A 21,515-nucleotide genomic window follows, 5' to 3' on the forward strand; every position below is an offset into this window, starting at 1 on the left:
GACCCGCCGCCGCACCGCTCACCGGCCGGCGGGTCGGATGCGCGTGGGCAGGCTGCGCATTGAGTACCCTGGGGGCGTGAAGCGATTCGGTGATTTCCTCGTCAACTCCCCCGCCGCACTGCTGCTCGGGGGGACGACGGTCGTGCTGCTCGTCCTCTTCCTCATCCCCGGCCTCCACCCGATCGCCTGGATCATCGGTCTGCTCGCCGTCGTCGTGCTCGCCGGGGTGCTCGTGCTGTGGTTCCTCGAGTGGCGGCGCACCCAGGACCGGATCGACCAGCTCAACGCCCGCCTGGCAAAGGCGCACGCGGCGATCGGCGGGGTCAGCCTGAGCCCGGTCGCCGAGGACGAGCCGTCGGCGGACACCGTGCGCGCCGAGCGCATCCGGGAGCTCTTCCCCACGGGCTCGGGCCTCGTCCAGGAGCTGCGGGTGGAGTCCGGCTTCAGCCCTCTGCCGACCGCACTCGTGGCCCCGCTGCGGGAGTTCCTCGACGAGTTCTCGCACGCGAGCTTCGAGAACCCCGCCTCGCATTTCGCCTTCATGGACCTCTACCGGGCCGGCACCGCGCTCACCGAGTGGCTCGACTCGCAGACCCAGGACACCGCCGGGAAGCTCGAGATGGCGCCCGGTGACGTGCGTGAGGGCGGCTGGCGCGGCTTCGCCGAGGCGCGCGAGGCCGGGCAGCGTCGGATCGATGCCTTCCTCTCCACCCGTCAGGCCTTCGAGCGCACCGCCCTGGAGAACGACGTCCTCGGATGAGTCGGCGCCTGCCGCCCGGTGCGGCCGCGGCAGCGGTGGCCGCCGGCGGGCTCCTCGGCACTCTCGGCCGGTTCGCGCTCACCGGGTCCCCCGTCTCCGAGCTCACTGCGCTCGCCCTCGTCAACGGCGCCGGCACCCTCGCCCTCGCCGTCCTGCTCAGCGCCCTGCACGGCATCGATTCGGCGCGCGCGAGCGGCTGGCGGCTGTTCGCCGGGACCGGCGTGTGCGGCTCGCTCACCACGTGCTCCGCGCTCGGGATCGCACTGCTCCGGACGGATCCCGCGACCGCGCTGCTCGCCGGCGCCGGGTTCGCCGTCGGCGGGACGCTGTGCGCGGGGCTGGGCTGGTGGGCCGGCCGGCGTCTCAGGCCGCGCCCATGATCGTCCTCGTGGGGCTCGCCGGGGCGGCGGGCGCGCTCACCCGCTGGCAACTCGATGCGGTGCTCACCCGGGTCCTGCCGCAGGCCTGGCGGCCCCTGTCGATCCTGCTCATCAACGTCCTCGGCAGCGGTCTGCTCGGCGTCCTCGCCGGGCATTCGGCGCCGGTGCCGGTCATCGCGGGTGCAGGGTTCCTCGGCGCCTTCACGACCTTCTCCACCGCTTTCGTCGACGTGCTCCGTCTGCTCCTGGCGCGGCGCCGGGCCGCGGCGGTGCTCTACGGCGCGGCGACCCTCGCGCTCAGCGTCGCCGCCGCGGCGGCCGGGTGCGCGCTCGGCGGGTGGTGAGGGGCAAGTGGCCGAGGTGCCCCGCTGCCGGCAGGCCCGACGCCGGGTTGGTCGGTGGCATCGAGCTCAGCGCCGGATCCACCCCGCTCAACGCCGTCGAGCTCAGTGCCGGATCCACCAGCTGTCGCTCGGGGCCACCGGCATCTGCCGCTTGTGCTCGCTCGACCGGTAGCGGTCCTCGATCCGCTGAGCGACCTCCGCTGCGACCTCGCGGCCCTCGAGGTAGTCGTCGATCTGCTCGTAGGTGAGCCCGAGCGAGGACTCGTCGGTCTGTCCCGGCGCCTCGTCGAGGAGATCCGCGGTGGGCGCCTTGAGATAGGTGCTCTCCGGGGCCTCCAGGTGGGCGAGCAGCGCCCTCCCCTGGCGCTTGGTCAGACCGGCCAGCGGCACGATGTCGGCCGCCCCGTCCCCGTGCTTGGTGTAGAAGCCGGTGACCGCTTCCGCGGCGTGGTCGGTGCCGATGACGAGCAGCGACTTCTCCGCGCCGATCGCGTACTGCACGACCATGCGCATCCGGGCCTTGACGTTGCCCTTGTTGAAGTCGCTGATCGGGTGGCCGAGCGCCTGCTCGAGATCCGCCGCCGTGCCGTCGGTGCCGCCTGCGATGTTCACCGTGAGCACCTCGTCGGCTCCGATGAAGTCGAGCGCGGTCCGGGCGTCGGCCTCGTCGTGCTGCTCCCGGTAGGGCAGGCGCACGGCGCAGAGTCGGGCCTCGTGCCGGCGGCGGCGCAGCTCCTCGGCGGCGAGCTGGGCGAGCCGCCCGGCGAGCGTCGAGTCCTGACCGCCGGAGATCCCGAGCACGAACCCGGAGGCGCCGGCGGTGAGGCAGTACTCGACGAGGAACTGCACGCGTCGCTCGACCTCCACGGCGGGGTCGATCGAGGGCTGGACGCCCAGGGCCTGTCGGATGGAGTCGGAGAGTGCGCTCATACCCCCAGGCTACCGACTCGATGTGACACCGGTGTTACCGCGTCAGGCGTCGGGCACGATGTTGACGAGCTTCGGGGCGCGCACGATGACCTTGCGGACTCCCGCGCCGTTGAGCGAGCGCTGCGCGCCCTTCGAGGCGAGCGCGAGTGCCTCGAGCTCGTCGGCGGCGATGTCCGGGGCGACCTCGAGCCGCTCGCGCACCTTCCCCTTGACCTGCACGACGCAGGTCACGGTGTCGGGCACCAGGTAGCGCTCGTCGTGCACCGGGAACGGCACGTAGGTGATTGTCCCGCTGTGGCCGAGCAGCTCCCAGATCTCCTCGCCGAGGTGCGGGGCGAGCGGGGCGAGCATGACGGTGAGGGGCTCGATCACCTCGCGCGGGGCGACGCCCACCTTGGTCAGGTGGTTGGTGAGCACGATGAGCTTGGCGATCGCGGTGTTGAATCGCAGGTGCTCCATGTCCTCGCGGACCCCGGCGATCGTGCGGTGGAGGACTGCCCGGGTCGCGTCGTCGGCCGGTTCCTCGGTGACGCGCGAGGCCCCGGTCGCCTCGTCGACGACGAGGCGCCACACGCGCTGCAGGAAGCGCTGCGCGCCGCTCACCGCGCGGGTCTCCCAGGCGCGGGACTGCTCGAGCGGACCCATCGACATCTCGTACACCCGGAAGGTGTCCGCGCCGTACTCGGCGTACATCTGGTCCGGGGTCACCATGTTCTTCAGCGACTTGCCCATCTTCCCGTACTCGCGGGAGACCTGCTTGCCCTCGTACCAGAACGTCGACTCGGAGCCCTCGACGCGCTCCTCGACCTCCTCGGCGGGCACGTAGGCGCCGCGCTCGTCGGTGAAGGCGTAGGCCTGGATGTAGCCCTGGTTGATGAGCCGGTGGAACGGCTCGAAGGAGCTCACGTGGCCGAGGTCGAACAGCACCTTGTGCCAGAACCGGGCGTAGAGCAGGTGGAGCACGGCATGCTCGACGCCGCCGACGTAGAGGTCGACGCCGCCGGACTCGCCCGGCGCGTCCGGTCCCAGCCAGTAGGCCTCGTTGGCCGGGTCGACGAGCTTCTCGTCGTTGTGCGGGTCCGCGTAGCGCAGCTGGTACCAGGATGAGCCGGCCCAGTTGGGCATGGTGTTCGTCTCCCGGCGGTACACCTTGGGGCCGTCGCCGAGGTCGAGGGTGACGTTCACCCAGTCGGCATTGCGTCCCAGCGGCGGCTCGGGCTCGCTGTCGAGGTCGTCGGCGTCGAAGGTGCGCGGGGAGAAGTCGGGCACCTCGGGCAGGTCGACGGGCAGCTGGTCGGCGGGCAGCGCGATCGGCGTGCCGGCCTCGTCGTAGACGATGGGGAACGGCTCGCCCCAGTAGCGCTGGCGGGAGAACAGCCAGTCGCGCAGGCGGTACTGCGTGGTCGCCCGGGCCAGTCCCTTGCCCTCGAGCCAGGCGAGCATGCGCTCCTTGGCCTCGTCGACGGATAAGCCGTCGAGGTCGATCTCCGCGTTCCGCGAGTTGATCTTCGCACCCTCGCCCGTGTACGCGGAGTCCTCGTCGTGGCCCTCGGCCGGCTGCACGGTGCGGATGTAGGGCAGGCCGAAGGCGCGCGCGAAGTCCCAGTCGCGCTGGTCCTCGGCCGGCACGCCCATGACCGCGCCGGTGCCGTATCCCATGAGGACGTAGTCGGCGACGAACACCGGCATGGACTCCCCCGTCGCGGGGTTGGTTACCGAGGTGCCGGTGAACACGCCGGACTTCTCACGGCTCTCCTGCCGCTCGACCGGGGTGAGGCGGGCGGCCCGCTGCTGGTAGGCGGCGACCGCCTCGGCCGGGGTGGCCGCTCCCCCGCGCCAGGATTCCGGCACGTCCGCGGCGTAGGACTCCGCGGTCACGGCGTCGACGAGCGGGTGCTCGGGGCTGAGCACGAGCGAGGTCGCGCCGAACAGGGTGTCCGGGCGCGTCGTGTAGACCTCGAGCGGAACGCCGTCGGGGCCGTCGAAGGCGAGCACGGCACCGGTCGAGCGGCCGATCCAGTGGCGCTGCATGTGCTTGACCGCGGCCGGCCACTCGACGGTGTCGAGGTCGTCGGCCAGCCGGTCGGCGTACGCGGTGATCCGCATGTTCCACTGCTTGAGCCTGCGGGTGTACACGGGGAAGTTGCCGCGCTCCGAGCGGCCCTCGGCGGTGACCTCCTCGTTCGCGAGCACGGTGCCCAGGCCGGGGCACCAGTTGACCGGGGCTTCGGAGATGTAGGCGAGGCGGTGCTGCTGGAGCACGGCCTCACGGGCCGCTGCGTCGAGCTCCGACCAGGGTGAACCGGTGCCGGTGTCGCGGCCGGCCTCGAACTGCGCGACGAGCTCGCTGATCGGGCGCGCGCCGCCCTGTCCGTCGCGCGCCTCGGGGTCGTACCAGGAGTCGAAGATCTGCAGGAAGATCCACTGCGTCCACTTGACGAACTCCGGGTCGGTCGTCGCGAAGGTGCGGGCGTCGTCGTGCCCGAGTCCGAGCCGCCGCAGCTGCCGGCGCATGTTCGCGATGTTCTCCTCGGTGGTGACCCGCGGGTGCTGGCCGGTCTGCACCGCGTACTGCTCCGCCGGCAGGCCGAAGGCGTCGTAGCCCAGCGAGTGCATGACGTTCTTGCCGAGCATCCGGTTGAATCGCGCATAGACGTCGACGGCGAGGTAGCCGAGCGGGTGCCCGACGTGCAGCCCCTTGCCCGAGGGGTAGGGGAACATGTCCATGAGGTACACCGGCTCGAGGTCGGCGGCGCGCACGCCCCGGGGCACCTCGGTGAGATCGCCGACGGGGTTGGGCGCCGCGAAGGTCCGGTTCTCCTGCCACCGCTGCTGCCACTTCGTCTCGATCCGTCCGGCGAGCTCCGCGTCGTAGCGGAAATCAACGGGATCGGGCTGCTCGGCGGCAGAGGTCATGGGTGTCCTTTCACAGGCGGATCAGGGGCCCCTCCATGGTACGCCCTGGCCCCCGTGGCTGCGAGGCGACGGCACGGCGGCGATCGCCGGTAGGCTACCAGTCAGTAGCCGCGCGTCTCGGCGGCGGCCCCGGCCCGAGCCGGGCGGAAGTATGGAGAAACGGCAACGATTCCGCGCCGGACTCCCACCGGGCTCCGCGATCCGCCCTAGGATCGAGGGGACGCCCGCACGCCGAGTCCGTGGCCGTCCGCACCGGTCGCAATCGAAGGAGACTTGCACATGACAGCGAACACCATGGTCCAGTCGGTCACGCCGATCGAGGGATTCGTCCTCGACACCACCTCGTCGACCACCGACACCCTGCTCGCCCGGGTCGCCGTCGACCCGCAGGCGCCGCTCCTCGCCAAGCCCGCCGGCGACGGCTGGACCGAGGTCACCGCGCAGGAGTTCCTCGACGACGTCAGGTCCGTGGCGCGCGGGCTCATCGCCAAGGGCGTGGAGCGCGGCCAGCGGGTGGGCCTGTTCGGGCAGACCGCCTACGAGTGGACGTTGGCGGACTACGCGATCTGGTACGCCGGCGGCGTCACCGTGCCGTTCTACGAGACCTCGTCGAACGACCAGCTCATGTGGATGATCGAGGACGCGGAGGTCACCTGCGGCTTCGTCCAGTCCCAGGAGCACGCGCAGCGGATCGTGCGGGCCACCGAGGGCCGCGAGGCGACGATCTGGGTGTACGACGGCGCCGGCCTCGCCGAGCTCCGCGCCGCCGGGGATTCGGTGTCCGAGCAGCAGCTCGAGGAGCGCCGCGCCTCCGTCACCTCCGAGGACGTCGCGACTCTGATCTACACCTCGGGCACCACCGGCAAGTCGAAGGGCTGCGTCCTCACCCACGCCAACTTCGTGCAGACCGTGCAGGCCTCGGCCCACCAGCTGCCCGAGGTCGCCCGCCCCGGTGCGCGCTGCCTGCTCTTCATCCCGCTCGCCCACGTGTTCGCCCGCTTCATCCAGGTGCTCACCATCAGCACCGGCGGTGTGCTCGCCCACAGCGCGGACCTCACCAAGCTCACCGACTCGCTCGCCTCGTTCAAGCCGAACTTCATCCTCGGCGTGCCGCGCGTGTTCGAGAAGGTCTTCAACTCCGCGCTCGCCAAGGCCGAGGCCGGCGGCAGGGGCAAGATCTTCCGCCGCGCCGAATCCGTCGCCGTCGCCTACTCCCGCGCCCTCGGCACCGGCTCCGTGCCGCTCGGCATCCGGGTCCAGCACGCACTGTTCGACCGCCTCGTGTACTCGAAGCTCCGCGCGGTCATGGGCGGCGAGGCCACCCACGCGGTGTCCGGGGGCGGGCCGCTCGGCGAGCACCTCGGCCACTTCTTCCGCGGCATCGGGCTCACCGTGCTCGAGGGCTACGGGCTCACCGAGACCACCGCGCCGATCACCGTGAACATCACCGCGAACTCGAAGATCGGCACCGTCGGCGTGCCGCTGCCGGGCTGCGCGATCGCGATCGCCCCGGACAACGAGATCCTCGCCAAGGGCGTGAGCGTGTTCCGCGAGTACTGGAAGAACGAGAAGGCCACCGCGGAGTCGTTCGTCGACGGCTGGTTCGCCACCGGTGACATCGGCGAGCTCGACGCCGACGGCTACCTCCGGATCACCGGCCGCAAGAAGGAGCTCATCGTCACCTCGAGCGGCAAGAACGTCGCCCCGGCGCCGCTCGAGGACCAGCTCCGCCGCCACCCGATCATCGCTCAGCCGGTGGTCATCGGCGACAACCGGAAGTTCATCTCCGCACTGGTGTTCCTCGACCCGGAGATGCTCCCGGCGTGGCTCGAGAACAAGGGCCTGCCGGCGATGTCGCTCGAGGAGGCCGCCGGGCACGAGCGCGTGCAGCAGGCGGTGTCCCGCGCGATCGAGCGGGCCAATCAGACGGTGTCCAAGGCCGAGGGGATCAAGGAGTTCCGGATCGTGCCGACCGAGCTGTCGGAGCAGAACGGCTACCTGTCGGCCAAGCAGTCGGTCAAGCGCCACCTCATCGACCGCGACTTCACCGAGGTCATCGAATCGATCTACTCCACCGACACGCGACCCGGCACCACCGGCGCCTGACGCCGGGAGCCATCTGCGCCCGCACGGGGCGGCCGTCCGGAGTCAGGTCCGCGCGGCCGCCCCGTCGGCGTTGCGCCGTCGGTGCTCCTGCCAGGTCACCGCCGCACCGGTGCCGGCGAGGACGAGCACGAGGGCCACGGCACCGCCGATCGTCGTGTCGAGCACCCGGTGGGTGAGGATGAGCGACACCGGCGCGGGGACGGAGAGCTGCCCGACGAGCAGCGCGAGCGGCGTGATGAACAGCAGCGCGAACCAGTACACCTGGCCGACGAAGAGCTCCGCGAGCACCTGGCACACCGCGGCGACGACGATGGTGGCCGCGATCGAGGGCTCCGCGAGCAGGATCAGACCGGTGACGACCACCCCGACGGCGGTGCCGAGGACCCGGTGCGCGATCCGGGTGACCTGCCGGGGTGCGTGCGGGCGGGGCATGCACGCCGCGACCGCGACCGCAGCCCAGTAGGAGTGGCTGAGCCCGAGGCCCGCGGCGAGCAGGAGTGCGGTGACCACCCCGAGCGCGGTCTCACCCGCGTGGAGCCACACGACGGGATCGCGCAGCGCGGCCGGTGTGCGGGTGACCTTCCGCAGCTGCTGGAGGTGCCGCCGGTGCCCGCCCCGGACTCTGCGCGGCAGCCACCCGAGGAGCGCGACGAGCACGCAGAAGATCACCGTGCCCGCCGACAGCGCGAACCTGGGCCAGAACTCTCCCGCGGTGAGCGGGATCGAGGAGATCACCGCGAAGGCGAAGACGAAGAACACCGAGCCGAACGGCACCCAGCCCATGACGGAGGACAGCACGACGCCGAGCCCGGAGACGATGATGAGCCCGATCACCGTCGCGACCGGCGGGCCGCCGAGCAGCGCGACGAGCATCGCCGCGGCGATGATGAGGAGGAACGTCGCGCCGGCGGTGCTCACCGTGACCCAGCGGGAGCGGTAGGCCTCCGAGCGGCCGTAGAGGGAGGTGAAGGCGGCGAAGGCGACATAGGCCGACAGGTGCGGGACGCCGGCGAGCAGCAGGGCGAGCAGCGGCATGAGCACGCAGATCCCGGCGCGCAGCCCGGCCTCGACGTCGAGGAGGCCGAGCGACCTCGGCCACATCCAGCCCGGCGCCCACCGCACCGGATCGTCTCACATCCGCGGCCCCGGGTGCATATGACAGGATGAACGCAGACCGGCGCACCGCTGCCCGGGACACCCTCGAGGCGGCACCGGAGTCACCAACACCCCAGTCAGCGACAGGAGGGCACCGTGGACGCGGAGCACGACACCAAGGGCAGCTACGTCACCAAGGGCCAGGAGTTCAACCGGGACACGAACTACATCACCGACCGGATCCTCGACGATCCGCAGGCCGAGTGGCCGGTCGAGGCCGGCCGCTACCGGCTCATCGCCGCGCGCGCCTGCCCGTGGGCGAACCGCACGATGATCGCCCGCCGACTCCTCGGCCTCGAGGACGCGATCTCGATCGGCATGCCCGGCCCCACCCACGACAAGCGCTCGTGGACCTTCGACCTCGACCCGGACGGGCGCGACCCGGTGCTCGGCATCGAACGCCTCCAGCAGGCGTACTTCGCCCGGTTCCCCGACTACCCGCGCGGCATCACCGTGCCGGCGATCGTCGATGTGCCGAGCGGCAAGGTCGTGACGAACGACTACAACCAGATCACGCTCGACTTCTCCGCGCAGTGGCGCGGCTTCCAGCGGGAGGGCGCACCGGACCTCTACCCGGAGGCGCTGCGTGCGGAGATGGACCCGCTCATCAAGCTCATCTTCACCGAGGTCAACAACGGGGTGTACCGGTGCGGCTTCGCCGGTTCGCAGGAGGCCTACGAGAAGGCCTTCGACCGACTGTTCACCGCCCTCGACACGCTCGAGGACCGGCTCGCCGACCGGCGCTTCCTCATGGGGGATGCGATCACCGAGGTCGACATCCGCCTGTTCACCACGCTCGTGCGCTTCGATCCGGTCTACTACTCCCACTTCAAGTGCAACCGCAACCGGCTCAGCGACTTCGAGAACCTCTGGGGCTACGCCCGGGACCTCTACCAGACGCCGGGCTTCGGCGACACCGTGGACTTCGAGCAGATCAAGGAGCACTACTACATCGTCCACACCGACATCAATCCCACGCAGATCGTGCCGATCGGCCCGGACCTCTCCGATTGGCTCAGCCCGCACGGCCGCGACGAGCGGTTCGGCGGCTCGCCGTTCGGGACCGGCACCCCGCCCGAGGCGCCGCTCCCCCACGACACCGTGGACCCGGCGCACACCGCGGCCGCCTGGACCTGAGCCGCGCGCTCATCACCTTGGTCTCGTACTCACCGTGGGGCCCTGCACTCCCGGTGCCGGGCCCCACGTGTGTCGTACCGTTCCCGTCAGCTCGGTGGTGGCGGGGTGCGAGCGGCGCGTCGCGCACGCAGCTGCCGGACTGCGGACCACACTGCGATCAGCAGCGCGAGGACCGCTCCGAACGGCAGGACGCTGTTGCCGATCATGATGATGATGAGCGCACCGAAGGCGTTGTATCCGGTCGCTGACAGGAAATCGGTGAGGTTCACGATCGCACCGAGCAGAGTGGGCCCCGCGACGAGGAGGAACACGAATCCGAGAACGAGCGCCACTCGCCGTTCCGGGACGAGCAACCACGCTCCCACGGCTCCCGCCGCCACGGCGAGGACTCCCAGAGCGATTCCGATCGGTACCGTCTCCACGACGCCGACTCCGGACTCCATATACCCGATCAGCACGATTCTGCACACGAGGTAGCCCACCGCTGAGACCAGCAGGGCGGCGTACCCCGCGATCGCTGTGAAGCTCTGCGTGCTCATCGTCCGTCCCCGATCCTCGCTGACCGTGGTCCGATCCCGCTCAGCGCGCCTCGGGGCCCTCGGCCTCGATCTGCTCGGTGAGGTGCTTCTCCCTCCGGTTGCGGCGGATGCGGCGGGTCACCCACCACACGACGGCGATGACGATGACCGCGATGACGATCTTCTGGAAGATCCCCGCGTAGTTCTCCACCACGTGCCAGTTCTCGCCGAGCAGGTAGCCGGCGACGACGAAGATCGTGTTCCAGATCGCGCTGCCGGCGGTGGTCAGCGCCATGAACAGCCACAGGTTCATCTTCTCCACACCGGCGGGGATGGAGATGAAGGAGCGGAAGATCGGCACCATCCGACCGAAGAACACCGCGGCCTGACCGTGGCGCTCGAACCACGCGACGGTCTTGTCGATGTCGTCGATGTCGACGAGCGGGATCTTCGAGGCCCAGCGGCGCAGCCGGTCGAGGCCGAACACGTAGCCGATGTAGTACAGCGCGATGGCGCCGACGAGCGAGCCGATGGTCGCCCACACGATCGCCGCGACGAGGTTCATCGACCCCTGGGAGGCGGTGAATCCGGCGAGCGGCAGGATGAGCTCGCTGGGGATCGGCGGGAAGATGTTCTCGAGCGCCACCATGAGGCCCACGCCCACGGCACCGAGGCTCTCCATCACCGAGACCACCCAGCCGGTGAAGCCGGTGAGCGCCTGTCCGGACCCGGCGGCCGCGATCGTCGTCACGTCTGCAGTCATGCACGACAGCCTAACGACCCGGTGACAGCTCCCCCTCCAGGCCACGCCCAGGGCGACGGGGCTCCCCGGGTACGATCGTGGGTGCAGTACAGTCGGATCCGCAGCCCCGCATGCCGAATGTCGAGTGACGAGCAAGGAATATTGAGGACATGGAATCCAGCGAACGCCTCCTGACGAATTCGCAGTCGGCCGCGAAGGCGGGCGGCGGCTTCATGCGCAAGCCTGCCGTGCGCCACCTCATGGCGACGGTCGAGCGCTTCAACCTGCGGCTCGGCAACCAGTTCGGCGCGGCGATCACGTACTTCCTCGTCCTCGCCCTCATCCCCACGCTGATGTTCGCGTTCGCCGCCCTCGGCTTCGTGCTCGACGTCGTGCGCCCCGAATGGGTGGGCACGATCACCGATTTCCTCGAGGACGCCGCACCCGGGCAGGACGCCCTCGTCGAGATGCTCCAGAACTTCCTCGACAACTGGCAGGCCGTCGGCCTCGTCGGTGTGCTGTCGGCGTTCTACACCGCGCAGGGATTCATCGGCAACCTCAAGGACGCGATCCGCGCCCAGCTGCGCAGCGAGATGGGTGCCAAGCCGCAGGAGAACTTCATCGTCCGCACGGTGAACAACATCGTCACCCTGCTCGGCATCCTCGTCGGCGCCGCGATCACCATCGGACTCACCGTGATCGGCACCGGCCTGCAGACGACGATCGTCGACTGGCTCGGCCTGCCCGGCTGGGTCATCCCGGTCCTCACCATCACCCCGATCCTCATCACGCTCGCGATGTCGTGGCTGATCTTCATGTTCATGTTCACGATGATCCCGGTCACCCCGATCCCCAAGCGCACCCGCATGCTCGGCTCCCTCATGGGCGCCGTCGCCCTCACCGTTCTCCTCAACCTCGCCACCCTGCTCATCGACCTGTTCTCCGGCTCGCCCACCGCCGCGCTGTTCGGGCCCGTCATCGCGATCATGCTGTCGATGAACGTGTTCGCCCGCATCATCCTCGTCGTCGCCGCCTGGATGGGCACCGCCGACGACCAGCCGATCTTCGGCGAGATCCCGCCCGCGCCCCGGAAGTACGAGGAGAAGCAGGAATCCGAGCTCGGTGCTTCGATCCTCGCGCTCGGCGCGGGCGCCGGCCTCATCGCGCTCACCATCCTCGGCTTCAAGCGGATCAGCGACGACGAGGACGCGTGATCGACCGGGCCTTCTTCGACCGGCCGGTCCTCGAGGTCGCGCCGGAGGTGCTCGGCGGGGTCCTCACCCGCCGGCAGCCCGGTGTCGAGCCGGTGTCGATCAGGATCACCGAGGTCGAGGCGTACGACGGCCGGATCGACCCCGCCTCCCACGCCTACCGCGGTCGGACCCGCCGCAACGCCACGATGTTCGGCCCGCCCGGCCACCTCTACTGCTACTTCATCTACGGCATGCACCACTCGCTCAACATGGTGTGCGAGGCCGCCGGCGCCCCGACCGGTCTGCTGCTGCGCGCCGGCGAGGTCACCGCCGGCCATGAGCTCGTGCGCGCCCGCCGCTCCGTGCGGCGCCGCACCCCGCTGCGCGACCGCGACCTGGCGCGCGGGCCCGGCTGCGTCGCCCAGGCCTTCGGGGCGGGTCCGGAGACCGATGGCGCGGACCTGTTCGGCGGCGAATGGACCTTCGCGACCCCGCCGGCGCCGGTGGAGCATGTCACCGGCCCGCGCGTGGGGGTGAGCGGGGACGGCGCCGATCCCGCGGTGTTCCCCTGGCGGTTCCGGATCCCCGGCGACCCCACGGTGTCCGCGTTCGTCCCGGGCCGGAGGAAGGCCCGCCGATGACGTACCGCAAGTCCGCCTCCCACGTCCCCGACGGGTTCTTCGCCACCGAGGCCGCCGGACTCCGCTGGCTCGCCGAGACCCGGACCGTGCCCGTCGTCGAGGTGCGCGCGGTCCACGCCCACGCGCTCGACCTCGAACGGCTGACCGAGGTGCCGCCCACCCCTCAGGCCGCCCGCACCTTCGGTGCCGGGCTCGCCGCCCTCCACCGTGCGCCGTGCCCGCCGCACGGCACCCTGCCGCCGGGTGTCGAGCAGTACTTCTTCGGCCCGCTGTCCGAGCCGCTGCCCATCGACACCGCGAGCTCGGAGTCGATGGGCGAGGCGAGCGCCGTGCGGCTCGCATCCCTCGCCCGCCTCCTGGACCCCGGCATCCCCGCACTCGGTGCGGTGATCGACCGGCTCGCCGCCGGGCAGTTCGACGACGATGCCCCGCCGGCCCGCCTCCACGGCGACCTGTGGGCGGGCAACCTCCTCTTCACCGAGGCCGGCGGCACGCTCATCGACCCGGCCGCGATCGCCGGCCACCCGCTCGTCGACCTCGCCATGCTCTCCCTGTTCGGCGCCCCGCATCTGCAGGACATCCTCGCCGCCTGGGAGGACGCCTACGGTACGGCGGAGCTCGGGGCCGATTGGCGCGAGCGCCTGGGCCTCCACCAGCTGTTCGGGCTCGCCGCCCATGCGGTGCTGTTCGGCGGCGGCTACCGGGAGTCCACCGCCCGGCTCGCCGAGCGCTACGCCTGAGATGAAAGGATGGAAGACATGACAGTCATCAAGATCAACGCCCTCACCATCCCCGCGGACACCGGCGACGAGATCGTCGCCCGGTTCGAGCCGGCGATCGGCCGGCTGCCGGACCTCGAGGGGTTCGTCCGGTTCCAGCTCCTCAAGCCCACCGACGGCTCCGAGCAGTGGTTCGTGCTCACCGAATGGGCCGACGAGGAGGCCTACGAGGGCTGGAAGGCCTCGCGGGCCTTCTCCCGCTCCCACGACTCCGGCGGCGACCGGCCGGCACCCGTCGCCACCGGCTCCCAGCTCCTCGAGTTCGTGCCGGCGCTGAGCATCGGCGGCTGAACCGCTCCGGCGCGACCGCTCGCCGCACCCGACCGCACCGCGGGCCCGGGCGGACCGCGCGGTCCGCATTCCTGGACACACCGGGTAAAATCGATGCGTATCCTCTGTTCGACGTTGAAGGGACCGACAGGTGACTGACCAGACCACTGCGAAGATGCAGGAGTGGGCGACCAAGCAGGACGCCGCAGAGAGGATGATCCCCGTCGTGGGCCGCCTCTATCGCAACAACGATGTGCTCCTCACGGTGTACGGCCGCAGTCTGCTCAACAAGTCGGTCAACGGCATCATCAAGGCCCACCGCTACGCCCGCCACTTCGACGGCACCGACCTCGACGTCGAGCAGACGCTCGCGATCGTCGAGGGCCTCGAGAGCCTCAACCTCGGCTCCTGCGGGATCGACCTCGGCCGGCTCGCCGCCGCCCACCGCGAGGCCGGCGACACCGACCTCACCGCGTTCCTCCGTGAGCAGCTCGGCGATGCGATCGGCGGGGCGGCCGAGGACGAGCCCGCTCCCCGCGACGTCGTGCTCTACGGCTTCGGCCGGATCGGCCGCCTGCTCGCCCGGATCCTCATCGACCGCGCCGGCGGCACCGGGATGCGCATGCGCGCGGTGGTGGTGCGCCGCGGCGGCGACAACGACATCGTCAAGCGCGCCTCCCTGCTCCGCCGCGACTCGGTGCACGGCAAGTTCGACGGCACCATCGTCGTCGACCAGGAGAAGAACACCATCCTCGCCAACGGCGTGCTCATCCAGGTGATCTACTCCGACGACCCCTCCTCCGTCGACTACACGCAGTACGGCATCACCGACGCGATCATCGTCGACAACACCGGCAAGTGGCGCGACGAGGCCGGCCTCCGCAAGCACCTCGCGTGCCCGGGCGCCTCCAAGGTGCTGCTCACCGCACCGGGCAAGGGCGACGTGAAGAACATCGTCTACGGCGTCAACAACGCCGACATCCTGCCCGAGGACACCGTCGTGTCCGCGGCCTCGTGCACGACGAACGCGATCACCCCGGTGCTCAAGGCGCTCAACGACGAGTTCGGCGTGCGCAACGGCCACGTCGAGACCGTCCACTCCTTCACCAACGACCAGAACCTCATCGACAACTTCCACAAGGGTGAGCGTCGCGGCCGGGCCGCCGGCCTCAACATGGTGCTTACCGAGACCGGCGCGGCGAAGGCCGTCGCGAAGGCGCTGCCGGAGCTCGCCGGGAAGCTGTCGGGCAACGCGATCCGCGTCCCCACCCCGAACGTGTCGATGGCGATCCTCAACCTCAACCTCGCGCGCGAGACCACGGTCGAGGAGCTCAACACCTTCCTGCGCGAGACCTCGCTCCACTCCCCGCTGCGCAACCAGGTCGACTACATGGCCTCCCCCGAGGTCGTGTCGAGCGACTTCGTCGGCTCCAAGCGCGCCGGTGTGGTCGACGGGCTGGCGACGATCGTCGACGGCGACCGGGTCGTCGTCTACGTCTGGTACGACAACGAGTTCGGGTACTCCTGCCAGGTCGTCCGCTGCATCGCCGACATGGCCGGGGTCGACACCCCGTCCTACCCCGCGCGCGCCTGAGCCATGGGCTTCGTCCTGGCGCTGGACGAGGGCACGACGTCCACCCGTGCGGTCATCTTCTCCGAGGATGGCCGCACGGCGGCGTCTCACACCCAGGAGTTCACCCAGCACTTCCCGGCCACCGGGCACGTCGAGCACGATGCCACGGAGATCTGGCGCACGAGCCGTGAGGTGATCGGCCGCGTCATGGGGTCCGCCCAGCTCACGCAGGGCGATATCACCGCGCTCGGCATCACCAACCAGCGCGAGACGACGATCCTGTGGGACCGGAGCACCGGCCGCCCCGTCCACCGGGCGCTCGTCTGGCAGGACACCCGCGGCGGTGAGCACGTCGCCGCACTCGCCGAGCACGCCGAGGAGATCCAGCAGATCACCGGGCTGCCGGTGAACACGTACTTCTCCGCGATCAAGCTGCTCTGGCTGCTCGACTCCGACCCCGGGATCCGCGAGCGCGCCGAGGCCGGGGAGCTCCTCTTCGGCACCGTCGACACCTGGCTGATCTGGAACCTCACCGGGGGCACCGACGGCGGGATCCACGTCACCGACCCGACGAACGCCTCGCGCACCATGCTCATGGACCTGCGCACCCGCACCTGGTCGGACCGGATGCTCGAGCTCACCGGGATCCCGGCGGCGCTGCTCCCGGAGATCCGGCCCTCGGTGGGCGAGTTCGGGCGGGTCGCGGACCGGCAGCTGCTCGGCGGGGTGCCGATCACCGGGGTGCTCGGCGACCAGCAGGCCGCCGCGTTCGGGCAGTGCGCCTTCTCCCCCGGCGACACGAAGAACACCTACGGCACCGGCTGCTTCCTGCTGACGAACACCGGCGGGGACATCCGACGCTCCGAGCACGGGCTCGTGAGCACCGTCGCCTACGAGATCGCCGGTGAGGATCCCGTGTACGCGCTCGAGGGGTCGATCGCCGTCGCCGGCTCGCTCGTCCAGTGGCTGCGCGACTCCCTCGGCATCATCCGCACCTCGCAGGAGGTCGAGGAGCTCGCGGCGAGCGTCGAGGACTGCGGGGACGTGTACTTCGTGCCGGCGTTCTCCGGCCTGTTCGCCCCGCGCTGGCGCTCCGATGCCCGCGGCACGCTCGTCGGCCTCACCCGTTTCTCCACGAAGGCGCACATCGCCCGGGCTGCGCTCGAGTCCACCGCCTTCCAGACCGCCGAGGTGCTCACCGCGATGCGGGAGGACTCCGGGTTCGCGATCCGCCGGATCGCCGCCGACGGCGGGATGAGCGTCAACGACGCCCTCATGCAGTTCCAAGCCGATGTCGCCGACTGCGAGGTCGTCCGCCCCGAGCTCGTCGAGTCCACCGCGCTCGGGGCCGCCTTCGCCGCCGGGATCGGCGCCGGGGTGCACTCGGGCACCGCGGAGGTCGCGGCATTCGCCGTGCACCGCGAGTCGTGGACGCCGCAGATCTCCGCGGACGAGCGCACCCGTGTTCTCGCACGCTGGGACCAGGCGGTGCAGCGCTCGCTCGGCTGGGTCGAGTGACTCCTCAGCCGGCTGCGTAGCCCTTCTCGACATCGACGGGGCTCAGCAGCGGCTCCCCTGCGAGCCAGCGGTCCCAGTTCGCCATGAACTGCTCGGCCAGCCGGTCGGTCCAGCCGTGCGTGTCACCGCTCATGTGCGCGGTGATCATGAGGTTCGGGCACGACCACAGCGGGTGCTCAGGCGGCAGCGGCTCGGTGTCGACGACATCGATCCCGGCCCCGGCGATCTCCCCGCTGTGCAGCGCGGCGACGAGGTCGTCGGTCACCACGGTCGCACCCCGGCCCACGTTGATGAGCCGGGCGTGCGGCGGCAGGGCGGCGAGCACCTCGGCGTCGATGAGCCCGGTGGTCGCCGGGGTGAGCGGGGCGATGTCGATGAGCCAGTCGATGTCGCCCACGAGCCGCGGGAGCTCCGCGGAGTCGAGCACGTCGCCGAAGTCCGGGTCCCCGGACCGGGCGTGCGAGCCGGCTCCGCGCACCTCGACGCCGAGCGCGGTGAGGAGCCGGGCGGTCTCCCGGCCGATCGAGCCGGTGCCCACGACGAGCGCGCGGGAGCCGGCGAGGTTCTCCGTCTCCCGCCACTGCCAGGTGCGCTCGGCCTGGAGCTCGAGCGAGCCGGGGACGTCCTTGGCGAAGCCGAGCATGAACGCGAGCACGAACTCCGCGATCGGCCGATCGAACACGCCGCGCGCGTTCGTCACCCGCACCCCGGATTCCCGCAGTGCAGGGAACATCAGGGAGTCGACCCCGGCGGAGGCGGCGTGGATCCACTGCAGCCGGTCGGCGGCGGTGAAGGCGTCGACGAGTGCCGGGGAGAAGAAGTCCCACATGAGGAGGACATCGGCGCCCGGCAGCGCCTCGGCGAGGCCGGACGCCTCGGTCCAGCGCACCTCGGCGGTGTCATTCAGGCGATCGAGCGCCGGCGGGCGCGGCCTGTGGGCTGCGGTGAGGATCGTCAGCGCGGTCATCGTCGGCCTCCTGGGGGTCGTCGGCTCCCTCTACGGTAGCGCGCTCCGGGTCCGCGGCCTCGGTCTGCTCGGTGCCGTCGATCTGTTCGGCGCCGTCGGTCTGCTCGGTGAGCGGGACCACGCTGCGGTCGTCGCCGCGCTCGATCTTCGTCGCCAGCGGCCGCTCCTGGATGAACAGCACCGCGACGAAGCCGATGAGGACGAGCGGGCTGACCCACAGGAAGAGCGGCATGAGGGCGTCGTTGTAGGCGGTGACGACGAGCTCGTGGACCGGTCCCGGCAGCCCGGAGACGGCCTCCGGGGTGAGCCGGTTGGCCGTGGTCCCCGAGCCCGCGCCCGTGCTCGGCAGCGAGGTGGCGAGCTGGGTCATGAGGCGTTCGGTGAACATCGAGCCGATGACGGCCATGCCGAGGGTCGCCCCGATCTGGCGGAAGAAGTTGTTCGAGGCCGTGGCGGTGCCGACGACGGTGACCGGGAACGAGTTCTGCACGATGAGTACGAGGAGCTGCATGGTCAGTCCCAGGCCCAGCCCGAGCATCGCGAGGTGGACGACCGACCAGTAGGCCGGTGTGTCGGCCTTCATGAAGGACATGAGGACGAGGGAGGCGAAGACGCAGAGGAAGCCGAGGATCGGGTAGATCTTGTAGCGCCCGGTCTTCTCGACGACGAACCCGATCGCGGTGCCGAACACCAGCATCGTCGCCATCATCGGCACCATCATGAAACCGGCGACCGTGGCGTCGATCCCGTGGACCATCTGCAGATAGGTGGGCATGTAGCTCAGCACCCCGAACATCGCGACGCCGATCGTCAGACCGGCGACCGTGCAGAGCACGAAGTTGCGGTCCTTGAACAGCCACATCGGGATCACCGGTTCGTTCACCCGGCGCTCGACGAACACGAACACGACCGCGGCGACGAGGGCGATCCCGACGAGCCCGATGATCTCCGGGGAGATCCAGTCGTACTGGTGGCCGCCCCATGCGGAGGCGAGGATGATCGCGGAGGTGAAGAGGGCGACGAGCGCCATGCCTGCGCCGTCGACCTTGGGCCGGACGGCGTTGTGGGTGCGCGGGATGCGGAGGAAGACGAGCGCGGAGATGATCGCGAAGATCCCGAGCGGGAAATTCATCGCGAACGCCCAGCGCCAGCCGGGCCCCTCGGTGAGCCACCCGCCGATGAGCGGGCCGGCCACGGAGGACACGGCGAACACCGAGCCCATGAAGCCCATGTACTTGCCGCGCTGGCGGGCAGGGACCACGGCGGCGATGATCGACTGCGCGAGGATCATCATGCCGCCGCCGCCGATCCCCTGGAACACGCGGCCGAGGATGAGCAGGGTCATGTCCTGGGCGATCATCGCGAGCAGCGAGCCGACCATGAACATGATGATCGCGAAGATGAAGAGCGGCTTGCGGCCGAACAGGTCGCCGATCTTGCCGTAGATCGGCATCATCACGGTGGAGGCGAGCATGAACGCCGTCGACACCCAGAGCATGAGGTCGACGCCGTCGAGCTCGCCGACGATCGTCGGCAGCGCGGTGGCGAGGATCGTCTGGTTGAGGGAGAACATGAACATCGCGACCATGAGACCGATGAAGAGCAGGAGGATCGCGGCGGTCGACATCTGCTCGCCGGCCGCGGGCTGCGCGGCGGGGCGGGATGCGGTCGGTGATCCGGGTGCGGCGCCGGCGCGGCCGGCGCGGGTGATGCGCTTCATGCGGTCGGGCCCTTCATGACGTCGAGGAACAGCTGGACGGAGCGGTCGAAGAGTTCGGGGTCATCGCCGGTGTCGGCGCCGGAGTCGTCGCGCTCGGCGAGTCTGCGCGCCGCGGCGCGCAGCGGGGCGCTGCACACGAGGACGATCATGTCGGCGATCGCCTCCGGGGACTCGGCGGTGTCGAACTCGATGTCGTGCTGCCGGATGCGGGTGGCGACGACCTCGGCGACCTGCGATTCGAGCTGCCGGTTCTTCTCGAACTGGCGCCCGAGCAGCTCGGGATGCTGGGCGAAGATGCGCCGCCGCGCGCTCGCCACCTCGTCGTCGTTGAAGGTGAGGAGGAACGCGGTGTGGAGGAGCCGGGCGACCTCGGAGGCGAGGCCCGCGCCGTCGACGGGCCCGACGAGGAAGTCGCCGATCTGCTCGTCGTCGAGCAGCCGGTCGGCGATCCCGACGATCGCGTCCTCCTTCGAGGCGAAGTAGTTGAAGAAGGTGCGCGTCGAGACCCCGGCCTCGGCCGCGATCTGAGCGATCGTGGCCTGATCGAGTCCGTGCGCATGCACCTGATTAACGGTGGCGACGTGGATGGCCCGCCGGGTGAGGCGGGCCTTGCGGTCGCGGAGCGATTCCTCCGCCGGCGCGGTGGGCGCAGCGGTGTCATGAGAGATGGTCACCCGACAAGTTTGCACCGTGTGCAAGTTTTCTTCAAGTGCATCTTTGCACGTCGTGCAGTGATCTGAACCACCTGTGGCGCAGCGGAACTCCGCGTCCGCGGGCTGCGTGGCGCAGTGCATAATCGAGATGGGTCGCCGATCGAGCGGCCGCACCCGCGGAGCATCCCAGGAGGACGCAGTGAGCACAGTCATCTGGATCGGCGAGAAGGACCGGCAGGTCCTCGACATCCTCGACGAGGCGTTCGCCGCGGAGCCGCGCGCCACCCTCGTGATCCCGGCCGGGGACTCCCCCACCGATACCGAGCTCGCCGAGGCCGAGGCGATCCTCAACGGCGCCGGCACGATCTCCGCCGAGCTCATGGACCGCGCCCCGAAGCTGCGCATCATCCAGCGCGTGGGCGCAGGCACCGACGGCATCGACTTCGCAGCCGCCGCCGAACGGGACGTCCTCGTCGCGAACCTCCCGGGCGCCAACTCCGTCGCCGTCGCCGAGCTCGCGATGGCCTCGCTGCTCGCCTGCGCCCGGCACCTGCCGGGCCTCGACGCGAACACCCGCCGCGGCGAGTGGACCCCCAACGAATGGCTCGACCAGAGCTACGAGCTCGCCGGCCGGAAGGCCGCGATCATCGGGCTCGGCCACATCGGGCAGCTGCTCGCCCGGCGGATGAAGGCCTTCGACATGACGCTCGCCTACTACGACGTGTTCCGGCAGCCGGAGGAGGTCGAGCGCGAGATCGGGATCGAGTACACGGAGCTCGCCGAGCTCCTGGCCGGTGCCGACGTGCTCTCGATCCACGTCCCGCTCACCGCGGACACGCGCGGGATGATCGGGGCCGAGCAGCTCGCGCTCATGAGCGACACCGCGATCGTGCTCAACATGTCCCGACCGGGGATCGTCGACGAGTCCGCGCTCGCCGAGGCGCTGCGGGCCGGCACGATCGCCGGCGCCGGCTTCGACGTGTTCTCCGGCGAGCCCGACATCGCCGGCAACCCGCTCCTCGACGCGCCCAACGTCGTCGCGACCCCGCACGCCGGTGCGCAGACGCGCGACACCGTCAAGCGGGTGTTCACCAAGGCGCTCGCGAACGTCCTCACGCTCGCCGAGGGCGAGACCCCGCAGCACGTCATCGGCTGACCCGAAACGGCAATTTCAGGAGGAATCTGTGAGCCATTCCGCCGAGAATTGCGATCC

20 protein-coding genes are annotated in these 21,515 nt (G+C 70.4%); 12 read left to right on the forward strand and 8 right to left on the reverse strand.

What is annotated here, in order from left to right:
- The first annotated feature begins 76 nt into the window (after positions 1–76).
- From ABD883_RS11670 to ABD883_RS11680, 3 genes are read left to right on the forward strand one after another with little or no spacing between them, the layout of a single operon-like run.
- A complete protein-coding gene (locus tag ABD883_RS11670) occupies positions 77–760 on the forward strand; it encodes a hypothetical protein (RefSeq protein ID WP_345032262.1) in 684 nt (227 codons plus the stop codon).
- Positions 757–1,140 (forward strand): CrcB family protein, encoded by a 384-nt coding sequence (locus ABD883_RS11675; RefSeq protein ID WP_295687758.1) that lies wholly within the window; start codon positions 757–759, stop codon positions 1,138–1,140. Before ABD883_RS11670 ends, ABD883_RS11675 begins: the two co-directional genes overlap by 4 nt.
- Positions 1,137–1,484: a fluoride efflux transporter FluC gene (locus ABD883_RS11680; RefSeq protein ID WP_247618763.1), complete on the forward strand. Its 348-nt coding sequence runs from the start codon at positions 1,137–1,139 to the stop codon at positions 1,482–1,484. The genes ABD883_RS11675 and ABD883_RS11680 overlap by 4 nt, the downstream gene beginning before the upstream one ends.
- A 102-nt stretch (positions 1,485–1,586) precedes the next feature.
- On the opposite strand, the gene nadE is transcribed toward ABD883_RS11680, so the two are convergent.
- The gene (gene nadE, locus ABD883_RS11685) at positions 1,587–2,414 is read right to left on the reverse strand and encodes an ammonia-dependent NAD(+) synthetase (protein WP_345032265.1); all 828 of its coding nucleotides are present in this window, start codon (positions 2,412–2,414) and stop codon (positions 1,587–1,589) included.
- Positions 2,415–2,456: 42 nt separating this feature from the next.
- Complete coding sequence (gene leuS, locus ABD883_RS11690; protein ID WP_345032267.1) at positions 2,457–5,330, reverse strand: leucine--tRNA ligase; 2,874 nt, start codon at positions 5,328–5,330, stop codon at positions 2,457–2,459.
- Positions 5,331–5,609: 279 nt separating this feature from the next.
- On the opposite strand from leuS, the gene ABD883_RS11695 reads away from it, so the two are divergent.
- A complete protein-coding gene (locus ABD883_RS11695; protein ID WP_345032269.1) occupies positions 5,610–7,436 on the forward strand; it encodes an AMP-dependent synthetase/ligase in 1,827 nt (608 codons plus the stop codon).
- 42 nt (positions 7,437–7,478) lie between these two features.
- Here ABD883_RS11695 and ABD883_RS11700 read toward each other — a convergent pair whose 3' ends face one another.
- Positions 7,479–8,558, reverse strand: coding sequence for an FUSC family protein (locus tag ABD883_RS11700; protein WP_345032271.1), 1,080 nt, complete (start codon positions 8,556–8,558; stop codon positions 7,479–7,481).
- Positions 8,559–8,687: 129 nt separating this feature from the next.
- Between ABD883_RS11700 and ABD883_RS11705 the strand changes: the two genes are divergently transcribed.
- Positions 8,688–9,728 (forward strand): glutathione S-transferase family protein, encoded by a 1,041-nt coding sequence (locus ABD883_RS11705; RefSeq protein WP_345032273.1) that lies wholly within the window; start codon positions 8,688–8,690, stop codon positions 9,726–9,728.
- Positions 9,729–9,814: 86 nt separating this feature from the next.
- Here the strand turns inward: ABD883_RS11705 and ABD883_RS11710 are convergent, their stop codons facing one another.
- Both ABD883_RS11710 and ABD883_RS11715 read right to left on the reverse strand, forming a co-directional pair.
- The gene (locus ABD883_RS11710) at positions 9,815–10,267 is read right to left on the reverse strand and encodes a hypothetical protein (RefSeq protein WP_345032275.1); all 453 of its coding nucleotides are present in this window, start codon (positions 10,265–10,267) and stop codon (positions 9,815–9,817) included.
- A gap of 40 nt (positions 10,268–10,307) precedes the next feature.
- Positions 10,308–11,009: a DedA family protein gene (locus ABD883_RS11715; RefSeq protein WP_247618756.1), complete on the reverse strand. Its 702-nt coding sequence runs from the start codon at positions 11,007–11,009 to the stop codon at positions 10,308–10,310.
- 149 nt (positions 11,010–11,158) lie between these two features.
- Between ABD883_RS11715 and ABD883_RS11720 the strand changes: the two genes are divergently transcribed.
- The 6 genes from ABD883_RS11720 (at position 11,159) to glpK (ending at position 16,962) form a co-directional block, all read left to right on the forward strand.
- Positions 11,159–12,202, forward strand: a complete 1,044-nt coding sequence (locus ABD883_RS11720) for a YhjD/YihY/BrkB family envelope integrity protein (protein ID WP_345032277.1) — start codon at positions 11,159–11,161, stop codon at positions 12,200–12,202.
- A complete protein-coding gene (locus tag ABD883_RS11725; RefSeq protein ID WP_295687734.1) occupies positions 12,199–12,822 on the forward strand; it encodes a DNA-3-methyladenine glycosylase in 624 nt (207 codons plus the stop codon). Before ABD883_RS11720 ends, ABD883_RS11725 begins: the two co-directional genes overlap by 4 nt.
- Positions 12,819–13,562, forward strand: coding sequence for a fructosamine kinase family protein (locus ABD883_RS11730; RefSeq protein ID WP_345032280.1), 744 nt, complete (start codon positions 12,819–12,821; stop codon positions 13,560–13,562). Before ABD883_RS11725 ends, ABD883_RS11730 begins: the two co-directional genes overlap by 4 nt.
- Positions 13,563–13,580: 18 nt before the next feature.
- Positions 13,581–13,892 carry an antibiotic biosynthesis monooxygenase family protein gene (locus ABD883_RS11735; protein ID WP_137319884.1) on the forward strand — a complete coding sequence of 104 codons (312 nt, stop codon included), beginning with the start codon at positions 13,581–13,583 and terminating at the stop codon, positions 13,890–13,892.
- A 130-nt stretch (positions 13,893–14,022) separates the two neighbouring features.
- Positions 14,023–15,465, forward strand: coding sequence for a glyceraldehyde-3-phosphate dehydrogenase (locus tag ABD883_RS11740; protein ID WP_345032282.1), 1,443 nt, complete (start codon positions 14,023–14,025; stop codon positions 15,463–15,465).
- 3 nt (positions 15,466–15,468) lie between these two features.
- A complete protein-coding gene (gene glpK, locus ABD883_RS11745) occupies positions 15,469–16,962 on the forward strand; it encodes a glycerol kinase GlpK (RefSeq protein ID WP_345032284.1) in 1,494 nt (497 codons plus the stop codon).
- A 4-nt stretch (positions 16,963–16,966) separates the two neighbouring features.
- Here glpK and ABD883_RS11750 read toward each other — a convergent pair whose 3' ends face one another.
- The 3 genes from ABD883_RS11750 to ABD883_RS11760 are packed head-to-tail and all read right to left on the reverse strand — an operon-like array spanning position 16,967 to position 20,323.
- Complete coding sequence (locus ABD883_RS11750) at positions 16,967–17,929, reverse strand: D-2-hydroxyacid dehydrogenase (protein ID WP_345032287.1); 963 nt, start codon at positions 17,927–17,929, stop codon at positions 16,967–16,969.
- Positions 17,862–19,649, reverse strand: coding sequence for an MDR family MFS transporter (locus tag ABD883_RS11755; protein WP_345032289.1), 1,788 nt, complete (start codon positions 19,647–19,649; stop codon positions 17,862–17,864). The genes ABD883_RS11750 and ABD883_RS11755 overlap by 68 nt, the downstream gene beginning before the upstream one ends.
- A complete protein-coding gene (locus ABD883_RS11760) occupies positions 19,646–20,323 on the reverse strand; it encodes a TetR/AcrR family transcriptional regulator (RefSeq protein WP_175406965.1) in 678 nt (225 codons plus the stop codon). The genes ABD883_RS11755 and ABD883_RS11760 overlap by 4 nt, the downstream gene beginning before the upstream one ends.
- Positions 20,324–20,501: 178 nt before the next feature.
- Here ABD883_RS11760 and ABD883_RS11765 point away from each other — a divergent pair, with 178 nt between their 5' ends.
- Positions 20,502–21,458: a 2-hydroxyacid dehydrogenase gene (locus tag ABD883_RS11765; protein ID WP_345032291.1), complete on the forward strand. Its 957-nt coding sequence runs from the start codon at positions 20,502–20,504 to the stop codon at positions 21,456–21,458.
- Positions 21,459–21,515: the final 57 nt, after the last annotated feature.

The sequence above is a fragment of the Brevibacterium pityocampae genome (assembly GCF_039541555.1).
In the GTDB taxonomy this organism is placed as follows: Bacteria; Actinomycetota; Actinomycetes; order Actinomycetales; family Brevibacteriaceae; genus Brevibacterium; species Brevibacterium pityocampae.

Bases quoted from the DNA above. Each gene is read 5' to 3' on its own strand.
- ABD883_RS11730 (WP_345032280.1), top strand. From the start codon at position 12,819: ATGACGTACCGCAAGTCCGCCTCCCACGTCCCCGACGGGTTCTTCGCC.
- ABD883_RS11720 (WP_345032277.1), top strand. From the start codon at position 11,159: ATGGAATCCAGCGAACGCCTCCTGACGAATTCGCAGTCGGCCGCGAAG.
- nadE (WP_345032265.1), bottom strand. From the start codon at position 2,414: ATGAGCGCACTCTCCGACTCCATCCGACAGGCCCTGGGCGTCCAGCCC.
- ABD883_RS11735 (WP_137319884.1), top strand. From the start codon at position 13,581: ATGACAGTCATCAAGATCAACGCCCTCACCATCCCCGCGGACACCGGC.
- ABD883_RS11695 (WP_345032269.1), top strand. From the start codon at position 5,610: ATGACAGCGAACACCATGGTCCAGTCGGTCACGCCGATCGAGGGATTC.
- ABD883_RS11715 (WP_247618756.1), bottom strand. From the start codon at position 11,009: ATGACTGCAGACGTGACGACGATCGCGGCCGCCGGGTCCGGACAGGCG.
- ABD883_RS11755 (WP_345032289.1), bottom strand. From the start codon at position 19,649: ATGAAGCGCATCACCCGCGCCGGCCGCGCCGGCGCCGCACCCGGATCA.
- ABD883_RS11675 (WP_295687758.1), top strand. From the start codon at position 757: ATGAGTCGGCGCCTGCCGCCCGGTGCGGCCGCGGCAGCGGTGGCCGCC.
- ABD883_RS11710 (WP_345032275.1), bottom strand. From the start codon at position 10,267: ATGAGCACGCAGAGCTTCACAGCGATCGCGGGGTACGCCGCCCTGCTG.
- leuS (WP_345032267.1), bottom strand. From the start codon at position 5,330: ATGACCTCTGCCGCCGAGCAGCCCGATCCCGTTGATTTCCGCTACGAC.
- ABD883_RS11680 (WP_247618763.1), top strand. From the start codon at position 1,137: ATGATCGTCCTCGTGGGGCTCGCCGGGGCGGCGGGCGCGCTCACCCGC.
- glpK (WP_345032284.1), top strand. From the start codon at position 15,469: ATGGGCTTCGTCCTGGCGCTGGACGAGGGCACGACGTCCACCCGTGCG.
- ABD883_RS11750 (WP_345032287.1), bottom strand. From the start codon at position 17,929: ATGACCGCGCTGACGATCCTCACCGCAGCCCACAGGCCGCGCCCGCCG.